The 20431-nt window shown below is 31.6% G+C and carries 14 protein-coding genes and 1 other RNA gene; 2 read left to right on the top strand and 13 right to left on the bottom strand.

Annotation, left to right across the window (positions count from 1 at the left end; translation table 11 throughout):
• Nucleotides 1–93: 93 nt before the first annotated feature.
• The 4 genes from glmM to I1N47_00745 all read right to left on the bottom strand — a co-directional run bounded on the left by glmM (nt 94) and on the right by I1N47_00745 (nt 4996).
• The gene (gene glmM / locus I1N47_00760; protein WBF65687.1) at nt 94–1434 is read right to left on the bottom strand and encodes a phosphoglucosamine mutase; all 1341 of its coding nucleotides are present in this window, start codon (nt 1432–1434) and stop codon (nt 94–96) included.
• 3 nt (nt 1435–1437) lie between these two features.
• Entirely contained in the window at nt 1438–2280 is an 843-nt protein-coding gene (gene folP / locus I1N47_00755; GenBank protein WBF65686.1) for a dihydropteroate synthase, read from the bottom strand.
• A 36-nt stretch (nt 2281–2316) separates the two neighbouring features.
• A complete protein-coding gene (gene ftsH, locus I1N47_00750; GenBank protein WBF65685.1) occupies nt 2317–4164 on the bottom strand; it encodes an ATP-dependent zinc metalloprotease FtsH in 1848 nt (615 codons plus the stop codon).
• 196 nt (nt 4165–4360) lie between these two features.
• On the bottom strand, nt 4361–4996 hold the full coding sequence (locus tag I1N47_00745; protein WBF65684.1) for an RlmE family RNA methyltransferase: 636 nt from the start codon (nt 4994–4996) through the stop codon (nt 4361–4363).
• A 24-nt stretch (nt 4997–5020) separates the two neighbouring features.
• On the opposite strand from I1N47_00745, the gene I1N47_00740 reads away from it, so the two are divergent.
• Nucleotides 5021–5317, top strand: coding sequence for a YhbY family RNA-binding protein (locus I1N47_00740; GenBank protein WBF65683.1), 297 nt, complete (start codon nt 5021–5023; stop codon nt 5315–5317).
• An 85-nt stretch (nt 5318–5402) separates the two neighbouring features.
• On the opposite strand, the gene greA is transcribed toward I1N47_00740, so the two are convergent.
• The 3 genes from greA to carA all read right to left on the bottom strand — a co-directional run bounded on the left by greA (nt 5403) and on the right by carA (nt 10435).
• Nucleotides 5403–5879: a transcription elongation factor GreA gene (gene greA / locus I1N47_00735; GenBank protein ID WBF65682.1), complete on the bottom strand. Its 477-nt coding sequence runs from the start codon at nt 5877–5879 to the stop codon at nt 5403–5405.
• Nucleotides 5880–6033: 154 nt separating this feature from the next.
• Entirely contained in the window at nt 6034–9273 is a 3240-nt protein-coding gene (gene carB / locus I1N47_00730; protein ID WBF65681.1) for a carbamoyl-phosphate synthase large subunit, read from the bottom strand.
• A gap of 10 nt (nt 9274–9283) precedes the next feature.
• Nucleotides 9284–10435 (bottom strand): glutamine-hydrolyzing carbamoyl-phosphate synthase small subunit, encoded by a 1152-nt coding sequence (gene carA / locus I1N47_00725; GenBank protein ID WBF65680.1) that lies wholly within the window; start codon nt 10433–10435, stop codon nt 9284–9286.
• Between the two features lie 145 nt (nt 10436–10580).
• Here carA and tal point away from each other — a divergent pair, with 145 nt between their 5' ends.
• Nucleotides 10581–11534, top strand: a complete 954-nt coding sequence (gene tal, locus I1N47_00720) for a transaldolase (GenBank protein ID WBF65679.1) — start codon at nt 10581–10583, stop codon at nt 11532–11534.
• An 8-nt stretch (nt 11535–11542) separates the two neighbouring features.
• Here the strand turns inward: tal and recR are convergent, their stop codons facing one another.
• From recR to I1N47_00690, 6 genes are all read right to left on the bottom strand, one after another.
• Nucleotides 11543–12157 (bottom strand): recombination protein RecR, encoded by a 615-nt coding sequence (gene recR / locus I1N47_00715; GenBank protein ID WBF65678.1) that lies wholly within the window; start codon nt 12155–12157, stop codon nt 11543–11545.
• A gap of 45 nt (nt 12158–12202) precedes the next feature.
• Nucleotides 12203–12529 (bottom strand): YbaB/EbfC family nucleoid-associated protein, encoded by a 327-nt coding sequence (locus I1N47_00710; protein WBF65889.1) that lies wholly within the window; start codon nt 12527–12529, stop codon nt 12203–12205.
• Nucleotides 12530–12582: 53 nt separating this feature from the next.
• Nucleotides 12583–14241, bottom strand: a complete 1659-nt coding sequence (dnaX, locus tag I1N47_00705; protein ID WBF65677.1) for a DNA polymerase III subunit gamma/tau — start codon at nt 14239–14241, stop codon at nt 12583–12585.
• Nucleotides 14242–14278: 37 nt separating this feature from the next.
• Nucleotides 14279–14370: signal recognition particle sRNA small type (gene ffs, locus I1N47_00700), an RNA gene on the bottom strand.
• A 77-nt stretch (nt 14371–14447) separates the two neighbouring features.
• Entirely contained in the window at nt 14448–17789 is a 3342-nt protein-coding gene (locus I1N47_00695) for a UvrD-helicase domain-containing protein (GenBank protein ID WBF65676.1), read from the bottom strand.
• 5 nt (nt 17790–17794) lie between these two features.
• Entirely contained in the window at nt 17795–20413 is a 2619-nt protein-coding gene (locus I1N47_00690; GenBank protein ID WBF65888.1) for a PD-(D/E)XK nuclease family protein, read from the bottom strand.
• Between the last annotated feature and the right edge of the window lie 18 nt (nt 20414–20431).

The raw sequence follows: 20431 nt of genomic DNA, 5'->3' as shown, positions 1-20431 counted from the left end.
CATTACGATTAATTTTACGAGTATAGCTCGTTTGATAAACTTTAAACAATAATATTTAAAATTATTAATATCAGAATATATCTAAAAATAGCATCAGATATAGGAAATAATTTTGGAAATACTTTCTTCCACAATATTCATTTCTTCAGCCTCTACCATAACACGCAAAACCGGTTCTGTTCCAGATTTCCTTATCAGAATTCGACCTCTTCCATCTAATTCCTTCTTAACTATTTCAAAAATAGATTTTAAAGAATTATGTTCTTCCCAATCAAGAGTAGTATCCCAAGGGATATTGATAATTTTTTGTGAATACATATATAAATCGGATAGTATATTCGATAAATCTTTCTGTGATCTTACTATAGCAGCCAGTACTTGCAACGCAGCTATTATCCCATCTCCGGTAGTATGACAATCCAAACAAACTATATGGCCAGAATTCTCCCCACCATATAACCAGCCTCTCTTCTTCAACTGTTCAGTAACACTGCGATCACCAACATTTGCTCTAGCAAAACCAATACCTAATTTCTTCATCTGTAATTCAAAGCCATAGTTAGTCATACAAGTTCCAACTACACCTTCAACTTTATTAAAAAACAAACGATCTTTGACTATTACATACAATAGTTCATCTCCAGCAAACTCAGTACCTTTTGAATCCAAAATTTTTACTCTATCTGAATCACCATCTAAAGCTATCCCTAAATCTGCTTTATTTTTTATCACTGTATCTGATAGAAGTTGTGTAGATAAAGAGCCTACTCCATCATTTATATTAAAACCATTAGGAGCTACTCCTACCGAATAAACTTCAGCACCAAGACTTTTAAATATAGTTGGCGCTATCTTATAAGCAGAACCATTTGCAGCATCAACAACAATCTTCAATCCTCTAAGACTTAGATTATCAGGAAAACTTGCTTGGCAAAATTGAATATACTGATCTACAGAAGTTTTTAGAAATCTCAATTGTCCAAATTTATTATTCTGATTAAGTTCTGGTTTACATTCATCTATTCTACGCTCTATTTCTATCTCTATTTCTTCCGAAATTTTAAAACCATCATAGGAAAAAAATTTAAATCCATTATAATAATATGGGTTATGGGAAGCACTGACAACAACACCAGCTAAAACATTTAAAGACTTTACAAGAAAAGATACAGAAGAAGTAGGCATAGGATCTGAATCTGCTACCAGAACATCTATACCTGAAGCTAAAAAACCAGTTTGTATAGCAGATTCCAACATATTACTAGAAGATCTAGTATCTCTAGTAATAACAACTGCCTTATTACAATTATTGTACCTATCAGCAAAAACGATACCAGCAGCAAAACCTAGTTTAAAAGCAAACTCAATATTTATCAATGAACCACCGACTAGGCCTCTGATTCCATCTGTACCAAAATATTTATTTTTATACATAAATCAAGAACTCTGATTTATAGCTTGCCACACTTTAATAGCTTCTCTAGTTGCAGCAACATCATGAACTCTCACGAAATTCGCCCCATATACAATAGATGCTAACATAGCTGATATACTACCGATTAAACGATTTGATGAGTCATGACCTGTAATACTACCTATAAATGATTTTCTCGACAAACCTACCAAAATAGGTAAACTATTATAACGAACGTTCTCTAGTTGTTTTATCAAGATAAGATTTTGATAAAAATCTTTACCAAATCCTATGCCTGGATCTAATATTATTCTATCCAAACTTATTTTTTTACTAATGAATTTATCAATAATTCTATTAAAAAAGTTATAAATATGACTAACGATATCAATGTTGAGAAGATTGTCCTGCATATTAAAAGGATCTCCTTTCATATGCATTACACAAAGGCCACAATCATAAGATGAAACTACATCCATAGCCTTGGATGAACAAAAACCATATACGTCATTTATTAAATCCACTCCTTCATCCAAGACAACTTGCATAACTTCTGGTTTATAAGTATCTATAGACAAAGGAATATTATATTTCAACAAACACTTAATTACAGGCAATAAACGTCTTAGTTCCTCATCTTTTGGCACTGGCAAAGAACCAGGCCTTGTCGATTCAGCTCCTATATCTATTATATCTACCCCTTCATCAATCATTTTTTCAGCATGAGATATAGCATTTTTATACGAGTAATATTTACCAGCATCAGAAAAAGAATCAGGGGTAACATTTAAGATACCCATAACAACAGGATTTGAATAATCAATAATAAAACGCCCGCACCTAATTTTTTTATCAGTCAAGCTCATAAAAATAAACTAAAAACTATAGATTAATAAAAAACATCAAGAATTATCTTTACTAGAATCAATAAATACAATCTTGCCACTATCATTCTTGGTTACCTTTCTAGAAACAATCGCATCAATCTGATCTGCATTAATTGTTTCCATATCTAACAATGCTAAAGCCATATTTTCTACAACATCATGATTAGACTCTATAATACTTCTTGCAACATTGTATTGTTCATCTATAATCTTTCTAATCTCATTATCAACTTTTTGCATAGTAGCTTCAGAAACATGTATTGTCTTAGTAACACTACGACCTAAAAAAACCTCATTTTCATTATCAGCATATATCATTGGGCCTAATTCTTTAGACATTCCATATCTAGTAACAATATCTCTGGCAATAGAGGTGGCTCTTTCAAAATCATTAGATGCTCCTGTAGTCATTTGATTCATGAATACTTCCTCAGCAATACGACCACCAAATAATACTGAAATCATATTCAACAAACGATTTTTATCCATACTATAACGATCTTGCTCTGGCAATTGCATAGTTACTCCTAAAGCTAGACCTCTAGGAATGATGGTAACTTTATGGACGGGATCTGTTTTTGGCAAAAATTTTGCTACAACAGCATGACCAGATTCATGATAAGCAGTATTGCGACGTTCATCTTCTGGCATAACAATAGATTTTCTTTCTGAACCCATAATTATTTTATCTTTGGCTTTTTCAAAATCCTGCATTTCTACTTTTTTTGCATTTCTTCTAGCTGCAAATAAAGCTGCCTCATTAACTAAATTAGCTAAATCAGCGCCCGAAAAACCTGGTGTTCCACGAGCTATAATAGAAGAATCTACATCATCAGATAAAGGAACTTGTTTCATATGTACATTTAATATTTGCTCTCTACCTCTAATATCAGGCAAAGGAACAACTACCTGTCTATCAAAACGACCAGGTCTAAGTAGTGCTGGATCTAAAACATCAGGTCTATTAGTTGCAGCGACAACCACAACACCTTGACCTGTTTCAAATCCATCCATTTCAACCAACATTTGGTTAAGAGTTTGTTCTCTTTCATCATTACCACCACCTACACCTGCACCTCGTTGTCTGCCTACTGCATCTATTTCATCAATAAAAATTATGCATGGAGCATGCTTTTTCGCATTTTCAAACATATCTCTTACACGAGAAGCACCAACACCAACAAACATTTCGACAAAATCTGATCCAGAAATACTAAAAAACGGAACCTTAGCTTCACCTGCTATCGCTCTAGCCAATAATGTTTTTCCAGTTCCAGGAGAACCAACCATTAAAACACCTTTAGGAATACGTCCTCCTAAAACTTGAAACTTAGTTGGTTCTTTTAAAAAATCAACTAATTCCTGAACCTCTTCCTTTGCTTCATCACATCCAGCCACATCAGCAAATGTAGTATTATTATTAGAATCGTCTAGCATTTTTGCTCTAGATTTACCAAAACTAAAAGCCCCTCCCTTACCACCACCTTGCATTTGTCTCATAAAAAATACCCAAATACCTATCAATAAAAGCATAGGAAACCATGAAACAAAAACACTTACTAGAAATGAAGGTTCTTCTCTAGGTTTAGCCACAACCTGAACATTATTTTTCAATAAATCAGAGACCATCCATAAATCTCCAGGAGATACTAGAGAGTATATTCTTCCATTGTCAGACAACACACGTAAAATATCTCCTTGTACTTCGACTTTTTTAATATGTCCTGAACGAACATCATCCATAAAATGAGTATAGGTATAGTTCTCTTGAAACCTACTACGTCCGTCAAAATGTTTAAATACAGTAAAAAGTACTAGGGCTATTCCTATCCATACTGTAACTTTTGAAAAAGAACTATTCAAAGTAGAACTCCTGCTTACAATTACAAAATTAGCTACATTAAACCTCTTAAGAGAGATTCAATATAAAATAAAAATTCTAAAAATTAAGAAACAAACATATCAGATATATTATACTAGTTATGATTATATCATTCAAAACATATAGGAATAATGGTTTTAATTAAAAATTAATGTTTTTTTTAAATAATTAATCTGCTTACTTGAGATTTTGTGCTATTAAAAAAGTTTCTGATGACTTATCACGAGAAGCTTTAGGTTTAAACTCCATAACTTTTTTAAAAAACTTCTTGTATAAAGACACAATTTGTGAAAAACCAGAACCATGAAAAGTTTTGACTATCATAAGACCATTACTTTTTAAATTATCCAAAGAAAAACTCATAGCCAATTCACAAATATCTTGAATTCTTGCACTATCTGCACTAGCAATACCTGTTAAATTGGGGGCCATATCAGAAATTACAATATCCACCAATTGATTATATAAAGTATTTTTTAATATTTCTTGGATTTTTATATCTCTAAAATCTCCTTGTACAAAATCAACACCAGGAATCGGATCCATTGCCAATATATCTAATGCAATAATTCTTCCATTTATGTTACCATTTGGTAGAATCATCTTGTTACGCATTACCTGAGACCAACTGCCTGGAGAAGAGCCTAAATCTACTACTACCTTATTACTTGCAAAATTTATTTTTAGTATTTCTATTATCTCGATTAGTTTGAATGCTGAACGTGCTCGATAATCAAATTTTTGTGCAAGCTTTACATAAGGATCTGCAATATGCTCTTTTACCCATTTCTTAGATGATTTATATTTTGACATTATTTTATAAGACCTCAAACATATATGAATAAAAATTCCATTAACATTCAACAAACCAAATTAAATAATCTTGCCCATAAATTAAAACCTACAGTAATAATAGGATACAAAGGAATTACACAAGAAGTTCTGAAAGAAATTAACTCTACAATCAAAGCACATGAGCTTATAAAATTAAAAATACATGGGAAAGAAAAACCAGAACGGCTCCAAATTATAGATGCCATATGCAAAAATATTCAATGCCAACTAATTCAACAAGTAGGAAAAACTTGTGTTATTTATAAAAAAAATAACTTAAAAGAACAATCTTCCATATAAAATATGGCAAAAAAATTTCTAAAACTAGAAATATACTTTTGCCTCAAAATTAGATATAAATTTTATTTGCAAGAAAAATTTATATCTAAACATAATTGATTTCTATAATCTCATATTCATAATCTCCAGATGGCGCTTTTACATAGATTATGTCTCCTTCTTCTTTACCTATCATTGCTCTAGCCATTGGGCTAGAAATAGATATTAAATTTAATTTAATATCAGCTTCAGCATCACCAACTATTTGATAAGAATGTCTTTTATGAGAAGCCGTATCTTCGATACAAACAGTAGCTCCAAAAACCACTCTTCCTTCTGATATAATGCTTGTAGGATCAATGATTTGAGCATTCGAAATAATTGATTCTAAATTAGCAATACGACTTTCAATAAAACCTTGACGTTCACGAGCTGCATCGTATTCTGCATTCTCTGAAAGATCTCCATGTGAACGAGCCTCAGCTATTGCGTTAATTACTGATGGCCTTTCCTCTGTTTTCAATTTATGTAATTCTTTACGCAAAGATTCTGCCCCTTTCACTGTAAGAGGAATCGTAGACATATATATTTTCCTATAAAATTATTAACTTATGAACATAAATCATCATAAATACAAAACCCCGATTCATATAAGAACCGGGGTTTTGCCTACTATTATCTACAATTTTAAATATTATTGCAATAAATTGTTTACAATAGGTCCATATGAAATATAGCTATTTTAGCAAAGAAGCGTGTAATTCTTGTAAAGAATAAACTTGCATTCCTGAAGAACCTCTTAGGTAATGCATACCCTGAACAGCTGCTCTAGCTCCAGATACCGTTGTGAAACATGTAACTCTATTAGCTAACGACTGAATACGAATCATTCTAGAATCGGCAATAGCATTTCTCCTTTCTTCTACTGTATTAACAACTAAAGAAATCTCACCATTTCTAATCATATCTACAATATGAGGACGACCCTCATTAACCTTATTTACGATTTTGACAGGTAGGCCAGCATCAATTATTTTTTGAGCAGTACCCTTAGAAGCTAATAGCTGAAAACCAAGCTGATATAAACCCTTAGCGATTTCAACAACTATATTTTTATCCTGATCTCTAACACTAATAAATGCACTACCAGAATTAGGTAATTTTACCCCAGCTCCTAACTGAGCTTTTACATAAGCCTCGCCAAATGTTTTGCCAACACCCATAACTTCACCTGTTGACTTCATCTCAGGACCAAGAATAGTATCTACTCCAGGAAACTTAGCAAATGGGAAAACCGCTTCTTTTACAGAAAAATAATCAGGACTAATTTCATTTAAAACATTCTGATCCACTAAGCTCTTACCAACTTTTACTCTAGCGGCCACTTTAGCTAATTGTAACCCAGTAGACTTTGATACATAAGGAACTGTACGAGAAGCTCTAGGATTTACTTCTAATACATAGACATCACCATCTTGTACTGCAAACTGAATATTCATTAATCCTTTAACATTTAAAGATTTAGCTATTAATCCAGTTTGAGCTTTTATCTCAGAAATTATTTCTTCTGAAAGAGAATAAGGAGGTAAACTACATGCAGAGTCACCAGAATGAACACCTGCTTGTTCTATATGCTCCATTACCCCGGCTATAAAAAAATTAGATCCATCAGATAAACAATCTACATCTACTTCTGTAGCATGATTTAAAAACCTATCTAATAATACTGGAGAATCATTACTGACTTTTACTGCGTCTCTCATATATCTCTCAAGATCATTTTGCTCATGCACAATTTCCATAGCTCTTCCTCCTAGAACATAACTAGGACGAACAACTAATGGATAACCTATTTCTACAGCTAAAGCTATAGCCTCAGATTCGGTTCTAGCAGTACGATTTGGAGGTTGCCTTAAGTTAATTTTATTTAACAATTTTTGAAATCTTTCCCTATCTTCTGCTATATCAATAGATTCTGGACTTGTGCCAATTATTGGAACACCATTAGCTTCTAAAGCTTTCGCTAATTTTAATGGAGTTTGCCCACCATAATGAACTATTACACCAATAGGATTTTCTTTACTAACAATCTCTAACACATTTTCTAATGTCAAAGGCTCAAAATATAGCCTATCAGAAATGTCATAATCTGTAGAAACAGTCTCAGGGTTACAATTAATCATTATTGTTTCATAACCATCTTCTCTTAAAGCAAGAGAAGCATGTACACAACAATAATCAAATTCAATACCTTGACCGATTCTATTAGGACCACCTCCTAAAATGATAACTTTTTGTTTATCAACTGAAGGATTAGATTCACATTCGTCTTCATAAGTAGAATACATGTAGGCTGTATTTGTAGAAAACTCAGAGGCACATGTATCAACTCTTTTATATACAGGAATAATTCCTAATTCATGACGTAATTTTCTTATTTCATACTCAGATGAATCTAGTAAGTAACCTATACGAGAATCAGAAAAACCACGCCTTTTTAATTCAAATAAAGTATTATAATCTAAATCAGCTAGATTATAATTTTCTAGTGATAGTTCTATATCCACTATTTCTTTTATTTGATCTAAAAACCATGGATCTATCTTCGTGATATTATGTACTTCATCTACTGTCCATTTTTGAGCGAAAGCATCAGCAACATACCATATCCTTTCAGGACCAGGCTCTCCAAGTTCTACTTGTAAGGTTTCACAATCGACTGTTTTCTGATTCAGACCATCTACACCAACCTCTAAACCTCTAAGAGCTTTTTGGAATGATTCCTGAAAAGTTCTACCAATCGCCATAACTTCACCAACTGACTTCATCTGTGTTGTCAATCTGGAATTAGCTGTTGGAAACTTCTCAAAAGCAAATCGTGGAACCTTTGTTACAACATAATCAATAGAAGGCTCGAATGCAGCTGGAGTTAAACCACCAGTTATATCATTCTTCAACTCATCAAGAGTATACCCAACAGCTAGCAATGCAGCGATTTTAGCTATAGGGAAACCTGTTGCCTTCGAAGCCAAAGCAGATGATCTTGAAACTCTAGGATTCATTTCTATAACAACCATCCGACCATTCTTAGGGTTTACAGCGAATTGCACATTAGATCCACCTGTATCCACTCCTATTTCACGCAAAACCGCGATAGAAGCACTCCTCATAATTTGGTATTCTTTATCTGTCAACGTCTGTGCAGGAGCCACTGTAATAGAATCACCAGTATGAACACCCATTGGGTCCAAATTTTCTATGGAACATACTATTATACAATTATCTGCCTTATCACGAATTACCTCCATTTCAAATTCTTTCCAACCAAGCAAAGATTCTTCTATTAAAAGTTCATTCGTAGGAGAAGCTTCTAGACCTCTAAGACAAATATCTTCAAATTCTTCTGCATTGTAAGCAATACCACCTCCTGAACCTCCCATTGTAAAACTAGGACGTATTACAACAGGAAAAGCAGAAGTACCTGATGAGGCAATATTGCGTTGAATATTCCAAGCCTCTTCCATACTATGGGCCATACCTGATTTAGCAGATTCTAACCCTATATTTGTCATGGCTTGCTTAAATTTTTGACGATCTTCAGCTTTTTCAATTGCAGCAGCATTTGCTCCAATTAACTCAACATTGTATTTATCTAAAATACCATGATGCGCTAAATCTAAAGCACAATTCAATGCTGTCTGACCACCCATAGTAGGTAGCAAAGCATCAGGTCTTTCTTTTTCTATAATTTTTTCTAGAGCTTGAAAATTTATAGGTTCTATATAAGTTACATCAGCAGTCTCTGGATCTGTCATAATAGTGGCAGGATTACTATTAACTAAAATAGTACGAAATCCTTCAGCTTTAAGCGCTTTACAAGCTTGCGCTCCAGAATAATCAAATTCACAAGCTTGTCCTATAACTATAGGGCCAGCTCCAATAATAAGAATGCTTTTTAGGTCTTTACGCTTTGGCATTTTACAACCTTTATTTTCTTGAGGACATTAGAGTAATAAATTTATCAAATAAAATAGCAATATCTACAGGTCCAGGACTAGCCTCTGGATGACCTTGGAAACAAAATGCAGGACGATCTAGTAACTCAAAGCCCTGCAAAGATCCGTCAAATAATGAAATATGAGTTGCTCTAGCATTTTTTGGTAATGTATCAGCATCAACAGCAAAACCATGATTTTGACTAGTAATAAAAACTTTCTTTGACTGAATATCTTGGACAGGATGGTTAGCCCCATGATGCCCTGTCTTCATCTTGATAGTCTTCGCTCCTAAAGCCAATGCCATTAATTGATGCCCTAAACAAATACCAAATACTGGTATCTTTTTGTCTAGAAATACTTTGATTGACTCTATTGCATAATCACAAGGCTCTGGATCACCTGGCCCATTTGATAAGAATATTCCATCTGGGTTTAAATTGATGACATCTGATGCACTAGTTTGTGCTGGAACTATAGTAACATCACAACCACGATCTACCAAAAGTCTTAAAATGTTGCTTTTAACCCCAAAATCATAAGCAACAATTCGAAATTTTGATTGGCTAATATTAGAAAAACCTTTTCCTAACTGCCAAACACTTTCATTCCACGACTCTTTTGTTTTTCTAGAGACAGTTTTAGCCAAGTCTTGGCCTTCCATACCAGAAAAGCTTTTAGCTAATTTGATAGCTTTATCAACATCATCCCCAACAAGAATACATGAACCCTGAGAACCTCCATCTCGCAGAATACGAGTTAATTTTCTAGTATCAATATCTGAAATAGCAACAATTCCATTGTTTTTCAAATAGTCAGGCAACGACTGCTTAGATCGAAAGTTAGAAACTCTATTAAGGCAACTACGTATGATCAAACCTGAAACATGTATTTGACTTGATTCAACATCTTCATTATTAACTCCAGTATTCCCTATGTGAGGATAAGTTAAAGTGACTATTTGGCCCTTATAGCTAGGATCTGTAAGAATCTCTTGATAACCAGTCATAGATGTATTAAAAACAACTTCTGCAACTGCATATCCAGGAGCTCCTATAGATATACCTTTAAAAACTTCACCACAAGATAAAGCCAATATTGCTGGTGAAAACTTACTTCTATATTTAAAAAGTTGAGAAAACACGATAAACCCTAGTATTTTTAGTATCGACAATCAGCTATTACTGTTGTACATTCACTTAATATTTATAAAAACAACATAATTTTTAACATCTCTTTATATATTATTCTAATTTTAATTTAAAAACTACTTTTTGAAATTTATTATCATGCATAATCAACTAGAATCACTAAGAAAATATACTGTAGTTGTTGCTGACACAGGAAACTTTGAAGAAATAAAAACTTTGAAACCAATTGATGCAACAACAAATCCTTCATTAATATTAAAAGCAATAAAAAAAGAAGAATATAATCATGTCCTAGTAAATACAATTAAACATTGTAAACATATGTCTTTATCCGAGATAGCTGACAACATAACTGTATCTTTTGGTAGAGAAATATTAAAAATAATACCTGGAAGAGTATCTACAGAAGTGGATGCAAGACTATCTTTCAATACAAAAGCAACCATAGAAAAAGCTCGTTACTTGATTAATCTATATGAAAAAGCAGGTATTAAAAAAGAAAGAGTTTTAATAAAAATTGCCGCAACATGGGAAGGTATTAAAGCAGCAGAAATTCTTGAATTAGAAGGCATACATTGCAATTTAACGCTACTTTTTTCTTTAACACAAGCAATAGCATGTGCACAAGCAAAAGTAACATTAATATCTCCTTTTGTTGGTAGGATTTATGATTGGTATAAGAACCATACTGGATCTAATTGGAATGAAGAAAAAAATCAGGGCCAAAATGATCCTGGAGTAAAATCAGTTGTAACAATTTATAATTATTATAAATCTCTAGGAATCAAAACAGAAATAATGGGTGCAAGTTTTAGAAATATCCATCAAATTTTAGCTTTATCTGGTTGTGATCTCTTAACAATAAGTCCAGAATTGATTACAAAATTAGAAAATACTCCAGGAAATACTATTCCTCAGCTAAAATCAGATAATCTTATCAAACCACTCAATACAAAATATATTTCTGAAATTGAATTTAGATCGATGATTAATGAAGATCAAATGGCCTCCGAGAAACTATCAGAAGGAATAAGAATCTTTATCAAAGATGTTCTTTCTCTTGAAGAAATAATTCAAAAAAATTTGCAATAAAAAGATATTTATAAATTAGATTTACGATCCATTAAGGCCCAAGCTATAGTTCCTGCATCTATGTATTCCAATTCGCTACCTGCAGGAACTCCTCTTGCCAAACGACTAGTCTTGACACCAAAAGGTAGCAACATATCAATTAAAAACTGTGCTGTGGTTTCACCTTCAGCAGTAAATCCAGTAGCAATGATAACTTCTTCTATGCCACCTTTATTTATTCTTTCAGAAATTTTATGAAAATTTAATTCTTTTGGACCAATACCATCCAATGGCGATATTCTACCCATTAGCACATAATATAAACCCTTATAACCATGACTTGCTTCTAGATTTATAAGATCAGACGGAGTTTCAACTATACACAATAAACTTTTATCTCTGAAAGAACTAGAACATGTAACACATAAGTCTGTTTCAGAAAAACTATTACAACTAACACAATGCTGTAAATTACTAGCAGCTTCTGACAAAGCAATACTCAGTAAATTTGCACCTTTTAAGTCATATTGCATCAAATGGTAAGCTATTCTCCTTGCTGACCTGATTCCTATTCCAGGAAGCCGTTTTAAAGCCTTAATTAGATTAATTAAAGGCTCAGGTTCACTTGTTTGATGCTCTTCCATAAATATATCTCATAAACCAATACGACTATTTAATAAATAATTATCCTAAAAAGGAAATTTCATACCAGCTGGCATTGGAAAACCTGCAGTAATAGCAGAAACTTTTTCTTGCGATAATTGCTCTGCTTTACGTACAGCATCATTAAAAGCAGCTGCTAACAAATCTTCGAGCATATCTTTATCTTCAGACAACAAAATTGGATCTATTTTAATTTTCTTAACATCATATTTACAAGTCATACAAATAGTTACCAACCCACCACCAGAAGATCCTTCAACTTCTATCTCAGCTAAAGAATCTTGCACTTTTTTCATATTTTCTTGTACTTGCTGTGCCTGTCGCATCAATCCTGCAATTTGATTTTTCATAATATATAGACCTTAAAATTGACATGTTAATATTTAATATTGTCATTATAAAAACGTTAATCTAACTTAGAAATAGAATCAACAATAATGTCACCATCCAAAGTTGTAACTATTTCGTTTACAAAAGAGTCATTATTAACAAGTTGTTCTAGTTGTTTTTTTTTATAAAGCTGTTTTGCCTGAGAGTAAGCATGTACTGTTTCATTTCCAGTATTACCAACCAATATATCTAATTTGATAGACATATCAAAATATTCACTTAAAACTGCCTGTAAACGTAATTTATTTTCATGGCTAGCTAATGTAGGAATAGAAACTCTAATTTTAAAATTATTATCAAATGCCTTTACAAATTCGCTTTGTCTAGCCAACTCAAGAGCAAAACCATGAAGAGATAAAGTAGGAACAAGATCTAACCAGTCATTATTAGTAAATGATGTTAAATCAACATTTATATTTCTTTTTTCTAATTTTCTGGAATTTTTATCTTCAACAATCTGAAGATCCGTAATATTTTTCAATGAAGACAAATCATTCTGATTATTAATAGAAATATCATTAGAAGATTCTTGTCTAGAGTTGTTATAAATTTCACCCTTTTTATTCGATTCTGGTAATGATTCATTAATAAAACTTTCACTAAATTGTGATGCTAAAGATAACAATCTAAAACAAATCATCAAGAAACCAGCATATTGATCTGGAGATTGTGTCAATTCTTGAAAACTATGATTTACTACTGTATATAATAGTTGAATCAAATCTGGAGGAATATTATCTTTAAAAGAAATTAAATCTTGATCATTAATTTCTGACTCTGAAAAATGTTGCACAATAGCAACCTTAGATAACAAAATTGCTAAATCTGACAAAAAAATTTCATATGAAAAGCCACTATCAATTACATTATCAGCTATATTTATTAATGACTTCACATCATTAGATAAAATAGATTGCAAAAGATGAATAACCTTTGCTGAATCCACCATACCGAACATTTCTCTTAAAGCAACTATATTGATTACACCATCTCCATAAGATATAGCTTGATCAGTTAACGACAACGCATCTCGCATAGAACCTTTCGCTAACCTCGCGATCATTGCTAATGATGCAGCGTCGACCGATATTTTTTCATTTGATAATATTATCGACAATTGTTTTATTACATAATTATCTGACATCTTTCTCAAATTAAAGCATAAACAACGAGAAAGCACTGTTATTGGAATCTTATGAAGATCAGTTGTTGCAAAAATAAATTTCACATGATCTGGCGGTTCTTCTAATGTTTTTAATATAGAATTAAAAGCATGGTTAGTAAGCATATGCACTTCATCAACTAGGAACACTTTGAACCTACCAACAACAGGGGTATAGTTCGCTTGAGCAAGAAGATTAGACATTTCATCTACTCCTCTATTAGAAGCAGCATCTAACTCTACATAGTCTATTGATCCACCTGAATCAATTTCATTACAAGAAGAACACTTATTACATGGTTTTGATGTAATGCCTTTTTCACAATTTAATGATTTCGCTAATATTCTAGCTAAAGAAGTTTTTCCTACTCCTCTTATCCCTGAAAATAACCAAGCATGATGCAAACGCTGAGAATTAAGTGAATTTACTAAAGCTTTTACAACATGATCCTGTCCAACAACCTCATCAAAAGACTTAGGTCGCCATTTTCTAGCTAAAACTAAATAACTCATCAAATACTAATGCCTAATTAAATTAAGAAAATAAGGCGGTAAAATCTTTTGCACTGAAATATCTGTAGCTATGGCTGCTTTGTTCCCAATCTGACCAATTTTACTACATCATCATGCAACGATGATACCGCCCAACTAAATTTTAACATAATAAAATGTTCAACCAAAATTATTAGCTATAAAATAGTAATAAAAAGTAACAAAATCTAGCTACATTCAATCCATATTCTAGGTAATGGGCAATATATAGCTGCATAAGATTTTCTACCATCAAACTTATCTAATGCTTTACAATACCTTATTAACTGGGATGTATAAGTTTGTTTTATTCTATTAACAAAACCATTATATGTCTCATTTTCTTTTATATCTGATAGTTTATAATCAACAATTAACCATTTATCTCCTAGATCTATTGCAAGATCTAAAATTGAAATTATTCCATTGCTATCTACCAAAGACCACTCTCTATGTGAGTTATTATGATTTGATAACAACCATATACCCCTATCATCTGTCATTGTATTCTCTAAAGCATGGAGAACTATACATGTATATCCATCAGCCTTAGCATACGGGATACCGCTCCTTATTAACTGTCTATGTATAAATTCTCTATAAGATTTTAATTTAACAATATTCCATGAATTCAAGCCATCACTTCCAATCCTATGCAACCAAAAATGCATAACTGTTCCTAAAATAGGACTGTAATCATATTTACGGCTCCATTCTTTACTATATGCTGCATCATTATATTCAAAAAATAAATCTTTTCTATCTTGATTCAATATAGAAATTCCCTCTATAGAAACTCTATGTAATAATTTATTTTTTGAAACAAATAAATTTTGGCTATCATCTATAATATCATTAGTCATAATAGTATTATGCATATCAATTTTATTCCATAATCTACTTAATAAACTATCTGAAACAGGAGGTATAATTTTTCCATTATCATCTACCACAATGTTAAAAATTAAGTACAAATTTTTTTTTGATCTAGTAGCAGCGACATAAAGCAAACGATCTAATTCATATGAAATCCTAACCTTACTACGGTGCTTCAAATAACTAGACATTTCATCAAGTTCAAGATCCGTCTTAGGTTTTGCTGGAGAAAATAACACTCCACTTGAATTCGACTCAAATCTTATTAAAGGCTCTTTATCACTTTTCGCAGATTGATGCAAGCCATATAACAAAACTGTATCGAACTCCAAGCCTTTTGCTTTATGAATAGTCATAATATCAACAACCGCATCTTTACATCCATTATTAGATGAGGCATACAAATTACTAACTTTGCGTTCCAGCTGTTCTATATCTATTTCACCATAAGGAAAAACTTCATCTATTAAATCAAAAACAAGCTCTGCATCACTTGATGCATCTTTATCACTATAAACACTTGACCCTCCTAAATTATTCCACAAAGATTGTATAAATAATGCCGATGACATATTATGAAAATAACTATAAGAACATAATAAATCTTTCAATCTAAATAATCGCATACAATCTAAATCAGTTAGCCCAAACTTAAGAAGACATTGTGTTTTCAATTCAAATTCTGAATCATTTTCTCCAAAAAAATTATTTAATATAAAAGGAATCGGTGTCCTATGATCAGCACCAAATAACTTATGCATACTATCTAATGTTAAACCAAAAAAAGGAGACCTTAGTATTGACAACCAGGCAAGTCTATCACCTGGATGTTTTAGAGCTCTTATAAGCTGCAACAAATCAGATACAACTGGCTTATTAGATAATGGTACTATATCCACAGACCTGAATCCAATGCCATTCTGACTCATTAAAGAAGTTAGATAATTAATATTACTACGAGATCTCACTAATACTGCAATAGTATGATTAACACCATAGTTATTAATTATTTCTTTGATAATGTTTATTGTTGTCTGCGCTAACCTAGTATCTCTATTTTCTACTCCTTTAACACAATAAAATTTAATAGATGAATCTGGTGCATCATGAAGAGAAGTGGCTGAATCTGTATAAGATACAGCTCCTAGATCCTCATCATTTTTATTAGGGAAAATTTCTTTAAAAACTCTATTGATCCAATTAACAATTGTCGGATGTGAACGAAAGTTATTTACAAGCTTTAAATGTTTAGGTTTAATACAACCAACACCATATTCTATAACATGTAAAAAAAGACCAACTTCAGCTTTTCTAAAGCTATAAATTGATTGCATTGGATCACCTACCAGAAATAATGTTCTTCCGTCATTATTTTGCCAACCAGAAATTATTTTTTTTAAAATATCAAAATGAACTCTACTGGTATCTTGAAACTCATCTATCAGTATATGATTAATTTTATTATCTAATTTTAATAAAAGATCATTCGGATAATCATCACTACCTAAAGCTATCGAGGCTCTCTGTGTTATTTCTATAAAATCTACTTCGGAGAGATTATTAAACCGTAATATAAGATTCGCAACAGACAAAGATAAAGTTTTTAATTGAATTGTTAAATCGCTCCATTGTTTATCGGTAAAATAAGGATCAGGAGCATAACTAATCATAGCAAGATGAGAAACCCAAGAAGAATTTGGATCGATTGAATTCAACCAATTTATTAAAATTTGTTTGTAAGAAGATCCGGGCTCAAAACCAAGACTCTTATTAAAAGATTTGACACTACGTAATGTTTTTTTTGCTGTTAAAAATAAAGATGCAATAGCCTTCCATTTTCGTAAATCACTAATTTTATTACTAATAGGATATTCCCAATCCAACAATGGCTCTAAAACATTATTTGGATTAATTTTATGCAAATTTTTTGCAGCTATTCTTATGGGTTCCTGTATAGAATTTTGCCAATTTTCAGGCATTTCTTTCAATAATCTGGAGATATCATTTTCTATTGTCAATCTTAAATTTCTTTCTATCAATTCTTTATCAAGACCATATCGCAAAATTGGTAACCACTGGTCTCGTTTTTTTAGCATATCTGATATAAGTCTTGTAGCAAAATTTATATCTAAATCTAGATTTAACAATAAGTTTTTGACCTCATCAAATTTATCTATTAGGTCTATTGTTGATTTAGCAGCAGAATCATAATGAAACTGCACATCATTAGAAATGATTGGCACTCCACCCATTCTTGACAACCAAGGCAAAGTTGAAACAATTTGAGCACAAAAAGAATCAAATGTTTTTATCATTAACCTTGCTGGATGCTGCAAAATATTCCACCCAAACAAAGAGTCCTTTTTCAAAACTTCTCTAGATAATTTTAAGCTAGAAGAATCATCATTATAAATTTCTGTGTCTCTAGCTATTTGTAATCTATCTATAATGCGACGCCTCATTTCATTAGCTGCTTTACGTGTAAATGTAATAGCCACAATTTCTTCTGGAGCAACAACATTTGATAATAATGATAAAAAACGATTTGTTAAAAGCTCTGTCTTACCTGATCCAGCAGGAGCCTGCACGATGAAAGACTCGTGAATATTTAAAGCCTCTTCCCTAACTTTAAAATCTTTTATATTTTCAGACATATATACTACTCATCAAGATTTAAACGTAAAAAAGGCATGACATCACAAAATCTTAGGTCTTCCTCAGAAAAATAGTGGTTATCAGCAATTCCATTTATATATTCATCTAAAATAAAAGTAATTTTATTATATAGTTTAGTAATCACATCATTCCATAGAACATCATTAAGTAAAGTAATCCCTGGCAACCCAATATTTTTAATAGATAAACCCTTAATAGATAATTCTTTAGCATTTATAAAATAAATAGCTAACCCTTGAGTATCTAAATGTAATGTATTAAGACAAGCTAGTGAATATATAGGAAGTTGCAAATTTATAGGCCTTACTCGAACCCAATCTTTTTCTGGGAAAAAGATTGAATTACCTGTCTTATAATCTATGATTAATATCGTATCTTCTGATAAGAGATCAATTCTATCTGGCCTTACATTTAAAGATATATTCTTATATTGCCAATTAATATCTTGTTCTAAAAACATAATCCTAAAATGCAATCGATCTTTTTCAAGATTTAGTAATTTCTTTATTATTGCAAATGTTCGTTCAACTTCTAAATTTAGCAAAGTACTCCCATAAACAAACAAGCTCTTTCGTGACACTTTATGAATACACTTTAGTAATATTTTTTCTAATGTGTATGTAGGAGTTTCTAAAAAAACTACTTGATCTTTGACTGTTGCCCAAAATTCAGATAATGAATCGTGTATTAAAATTCCTCTTTTAAGACTATAATAACTATTATTTATGTCGTAAGAAGGCAAACTAGAAATTCCTAATCTATATTTTGCAAATGCCCATAATGGACATCGTGATTGTGCTTCCAGCAAACCAATTCCACTAATAACATTGATCTCATTAGAATCAATCTCAGGACCTTTTGAATCATCAATCATATCAATATGAACTTTAGAGATATCTTTATAACCTCTATGAACTCTATCTTTAGAGTCTTTACTTATCAAAAATGAAGGCTCCATTATTTGTTCATCTATTATTTTTGAATAACTAAATATAACCCTACTAGCTGATGTAATAAGTCCACTATATATTTTTTGTGCCCAAATAAATTCTCTCTCTGGAGTTGCCCTAGGAACATTATTCATTCTTAAAACTGATAAAGGTAAAAAAGGATTAGGATTTGGAGCTGAAGGGAAATTCTCCTGATCCATTCCTATAACCCACAAAGCATCCCACTGAACATTAATAGCATCTTGTATATCAAGAACTTCAAAAACAGAAGCACAACTATCTTTTATTTGAAAACGATTAATTCGAGCAAAAGTTTTAAATAATTTTATTACTTCAATAGCATTTAAATGCCCGAACAAAGGATCTAGTAGAGTAAACTTATCAAATAAATCATCGAGATTTTCTATGGTCTGATATGTCTCACTATCTATCTTTTTATCACCTGGAAAATGAATATCATCAAGTGATGATCTGATTACTCTCACCCAAGCTTCTATCCTTAAATATTGATTAATCCATCTAGGTAATACAGTAGATATACATTTCCCTAATTTAGTGTTTTGTAATTCTCTTAAAATATTATCCATTGTTATATTTAAATAATATTTACTTCTTATTTCAAGCTCTATAGAAGAATATATGTTAGAAAAATTAACATCATCAATATAACATCCTCTTAATAAGACTGAACTGAAAAGAGCAGATTCACAATTTTTATAAAAAGAAACATTAGAAAAAAAATCCAACCAAGATATAGCAATACTAGTAATAGGCCAATCAATACAAGACCTAGCTGATGAGACATTAAATTTTAAGGGTTTGTTAATACTCAAATAATTTTCTAATATACGTTTAGCCATAGGTACTTGTTTCTCAAGCCTTGGAGTAACAATTGCATATTTACCATTAGGATTCTTCATGATTTCTTCTGCAATCCAAATTGCTGACTGTCTCCATTCGTCCTGAACATTATCGCAAGCACAAATATAACTATCATTACGACGAACTACAGGGTATGAAAATAATCTTACAAATGAGCCAAAATGTAATATTTTTTTTACCAACTTTGATAATCTTGGAGACATTTCTATAAATCCAAATAAAACCACATATTTGGGAAATATATTATCTTTTTGATCAATAGAGTTGATTATATATTCATATATATAATCAAAATCTACTGCATTTATTTTTTCTAATTCATTGTAATAACAATTTTTCCAGTATACAAATCTTCTATATTCTTCATTTGACTGAGCACTAGAAATATCCAAACATAGCTCATTAATTAATTGTTTTGCCTCCATAGCCAAAATAGCGGTTTGATTAAAATTTAACAAATAATTCTCAGACTCTTCCTTCTTAATTACTTTATCCCACAGCATTTGCTCACAGACTTGATTTAAAACATAAACAATGTCATTTTTATGATTAAATCGAAAAGATATATCATCAAAAACCTTTACAATCCAGGAGTTTAATGGCAAAATCTCTGGTAGTTCTTGTGTTGTTTCCATTTTTCTTACTTGATTTATAATATCACTCTTCAAACGATTAGCTTGACGCTTACTAGAAGTCAGAATCAGTATTTCATTTGCTGGAATACTACAAATATCATAAATATTAATTTTTTCGAAAATTGGGTTCTGCATAGCACTAAAAATACGAAT

Origin of the sequence: Candidatus Kinetoplastibacterium crithidii (assembly GCA_027557655.1) — a bacterium.
GTDB lineage: Bacteria > Pseudomonadota > Gammaproteobacteria > Burkholderiales > Burkholderiaceae_B > Kinetoplastidibacterium > Kinetoplastidibacterium crithidii_C.
This window is presented reverse-complemented; position numbering and strand designations above follow the sequence as displayed.